General features: G+C 53.0%; 1 tRNA gene and 2 rRNA genes (1 of these 3 running past the window's edge). All 3 read left to right on the forward strand.

From position 1 onward, the window contains the following. Positions 1-2674 (forward strand): 23S ribosomal RNA (locus CG471_RS28725) (it extends 118 nt beyond the left edge of the window). A gap of 165 nt (positions 2675-2839) precedes the next feature. Further along, positions 2840-2954: ribosomal RNA gene (rrf, locus tag CG471_RS28730) — 5S ribosomal RNA — on the forward strand. Between the two features lie 111 nt (positions 2955-3065). Beyond that, positions 3066-3142 (forward strand) — tRNA-Met (locus CG471_RS28735). Positions 3143-3174: the final 32 nt, after the last annotated feature.

Here is a 3174-nt window from a genome sequence, read left to right on the forward strand (position 1 = left end):
GGGACAACCCACCTTCACCATTTAATTCCGTTCTTGGTTTTCCAGGCGCGTAGTTAAATGGGAGAGGTATCACTAAGCTGAATAAAATAGGCTTTGGTGAAGCGAACCCGGAGAACTGAAACATCTCAGTACCCGGAGGAAAAGACATCAACCGAGATTCCGTTAGTAGTGGCGAGCGAACGCGGACCAGGCCAGTGCCTGATGTTTAATTAGCAGAACGATCTGGAAAGTTCGGCCATAGCGGGTGACAGCCCCGTATGCGAAAATGAAACATCAGGACTTGAGTAGGGCGGAGCACGTGAAACTCTGTCTGAACATGGGGGGACCACCCTCCAAGCCTAAATACTCGTACATGACCGATAGTGAACCAGTACCGTGAGGGAAAGGTGAAAAGCACCCCGATGAGGGGAGTGAAACAGTACCTGAAACCGGATGCCTACAAGCAGTGGGAGGGTCCTTGAGACCTGACCGCGTACCTCTTGCATAATGGGTCTGTGACTTAGTGTATCAAGCAAGCTTAAGCCGTTAGGTGTAGGCGCAGCGAAAGCGAGTCTGAATAGGGCGCCATAGTTTGATGCATTAGACCCGAAACCCGGCGATCTATGCATGACCAGGTTGAAGGTGCGGTAACACGCACTGGAGGACCGAACCGTTCAATGTTGAAAAATTGTCGGATGAGTTGTGCTTAGGGGTGAAAGGCCAATCAAGCCGGGAAATAGCTGGTTCTCCGCGAAATCTATTGAGGTAGAGCGTCGAATATTTGCCGTTGGGGGTAGAGCACTGGATGGATGCGGGGGTCGCGAGATCTACCAATTCTAACCAAACTCCGAATACCAACGAGTCTAGTTCGGCAGACAGACGGCGGGTGCTAAGGTCCGTCGTCAAAAGGGAAACAGCCCTAACCTACAGCTAAGGTCCCCAAGTCATCACTAAGTGGGAAAGCATGTGGGATTTCCAAAACAACCAGGAGGTTGGCTTAGAAGCAGCCATCCTTTAAAGAAAGCGTAACAGCTCACTGGTCTAAATAAGAGATCCTGCGGCGAAGATGTAACGGGGCTAAAGTGATGCACCGAAGCTTAGGGTTCAGTCTTTGACTGAGCGGTAGCGGAGCGTTCCGTAGGCCGTTGAAGCGGAAGGGTAACCGACCGTGGAGGTATCGGAAGTGCGAATGCAGACATGAGTAGCGATTAAGAGGGTGAGATGCCCTCTCGCCGAAATTCCAAGGGTTCCTGCTTAAAGCTAATCTGAGCAGGGTAAGCCGGCCCCTAAGACGAGCCCGAAGGGGGTAGTCGATGGGAACCACGTTAATATTCGTGGGCCTGGTGGTGTGTGACGGATGCCGTAAATTGTTCGGGCTTATTGGATTGCTCCGGGCAGTGAAGGGGTCCCAGGAAATAGCCCCACCGTATAGACCGTACCCTAAACCGACACAGGTGGAATGGTAGAGTATACCAAGGCGTTTGAGAGAAGTATCCTGAAGGAACTCGGCAAATTGCCTCCGTACCTTCGGAAGAAGGAGGCCCCATCTTAAGGCAACTTTTGATGGGGGGCACAGGCCAGGGGGTAGCGACTGTTTAGCAAAAACACAGGGCTCTGCTAAGTCGGCTTCAAGACGACGTATAGGGCCTGACGCCTGCCCGGTGCCTGAAGGTTAAGAGGAGGAGTGCAAGCTCTGAATTGAAGCCCAGGTAAACGGCGGCCGTAACTATAACGGTCCTAAGGTAGCGAAATTCCTTGTCGGGTAAGTTCCGACCTGCACGAATGGCGTAACGACTTCCCCACTGTCTCCAGGATATGCTCAGCGAAATTGAATTCTCCGTGAAGATGCGGAGTACCCGCGGTTAGACGGAAAGACCCCGTGCACCTTTACTGCAGCTTCAGAGTGGCATTAGGAAAGAACTGTGTAGCATAGGTGGGAGGCTTTGAAGCATTGACGCCAGTTGATGTGGAGCCATAGGTGAAATACCACCCTGTTGTTTTCTGATGTCTAACCTCGCACCGTTATCCGGTGCAGGGACCCTCTGTGGCGGGTAGTTTGACTGGGGCGGTCGCCTCCTAAAGAGTAACGGAGGCGCGCGATGGTGGGCTCAGGACGGTTGGAAACCGTCTGTTAGAGTGCAATGGCATAAGCCCGCCTGACTGCGAGACTGACAAGTCGAGCAGAGACGAAAGTCGGTCATAGTGATCCGGTGGTCCCTCGTGGAAGGGCCATCGCTCAACGGATAAAAGGTACGCCGGGGATAACAGGCTGATGATTCCCAAGAGCTCATATCGACGGAATCGTTTGGCACCTCGATGTCGGCTCATCACATCCTGGGGCTGGAGCAGGTCCCAAGGGTTTGGCTGTTCGCCAATTAAAGTGGTACGTGAGCTGGGTTCAGAACGTCGCGAGACAGTTTGGTCCCTATCTGCCGTGGGCGTCGAAATTTGAGAGGAGTTGACCCTAGTACGAGAGGACCGGGTTGAACATACCTCTGGTGTACCTGTCGTCACGCCAGTGGCGCAGCAGGGTAGCTATGTATGGACGGGATAACCGCTGAAAGCATCTAAGCGGGAAGCCTCCCTCAAGATAAGATTTCATCGAGCCGTCGTAGACCACGACGTTGATAGGCTGGATGTGGAAGTGCGGTAACGCATGGAGCTAACCAGTCCTAATTGCTCTGTTCGCGCTTAAGAGTCCCACCATCAACGACAGTTCTGGGAACTGTCCACGATGTGGTCGTTAAGCCAGCCCAGATATACGAACATACACACAAGCTCTTGTTGTTCACTTTCCCAAGTGAAAGTGAATAGTGCACGGTATCGATTAAAAACCCGCAGTTATGCGCCTGCTTCATTGCTTGGTGACCATAGCGTCTGTGACCCACCCGATCCCATCCCGAACTCGGCCGTGAAACCAGTCTGCGCCGATGGTACTATTGCTCAAGCACTGGAAGAGTAGGGCGTCGCCAGGCATTGAAGCACGCGCATAGCAACGGATCAAAAAACCCATCACAATGTTACAAAATAGGGCGGCCCGCAAAGCCGCCCTTTTTGCGTATCAGGGCACCCAAAACGCCCAGTGTCGCGGGATGGAGCAGCCCGGTAGCTCGTCAGGCTCATAACCTGAAGGTCGTAGGTTCAAATCCTACTCCCGCAACCAAATCACAACACACACACGCACGCCGCCTCGGA

The sequence above is a fragment of the Sphingobium sp. IP1 genome (assembly GCF_002708645.1).
Classification (GTDB): Bacteria; Pseudomonadota; Alphaproteobacteria; order Sphingomonadales; family Sphingomonadaceae; genus Sphingobium; species Sphingobium yanoikuyae.